The 254-nt window shown below is 59.1% G+C and carries 1 protein-coding gene; it reads left to right on the plus strand.

All coding sequences use genetic code 11. The features are described from left to right. On the plus strand, positions 1 to 254 hold a 254-nt coding region (locus tag LI114_RS13990; protein ID WP_227221165.1), incomplete at both ends, for a hypothetical protein.

The following is a 254-nucleotide window of genomic DNA, read 5'->3' on the forward strand; positions in this document are numbered from 1 at the left end:
CTGCGACAGCGTACAGCCCGAAGGCGAGGTGTCGCAGGGCACGATAAACCGCAGCACGCTGATAGACCTTATCACGGCGCACAACGAGCAGAGCGAGCACCGCTTTGCACTGGGAAACGTTGAAATGGCGGGTTTTCCCGAGGGCAGTTCGTATGACTGGGGCGTGACGTTCGACGTGCTTCGTGCGCTGTTTGTGGATACGTTGGGCGGCGAGATACGTTTGCGGAAAGTCGGCGACACGCGCTGTATTGACT

Origin of the sequence: Ruminococcus sp. 210702-SL.1.03, from assembly GCF_020559915.1 — a bacterium.
In the GTDB taxonomy this organism is placed as follows: Bacteria; Bacillota; Clostridia; order Oscillospirales; family Ruminococcaceae; genus YE71.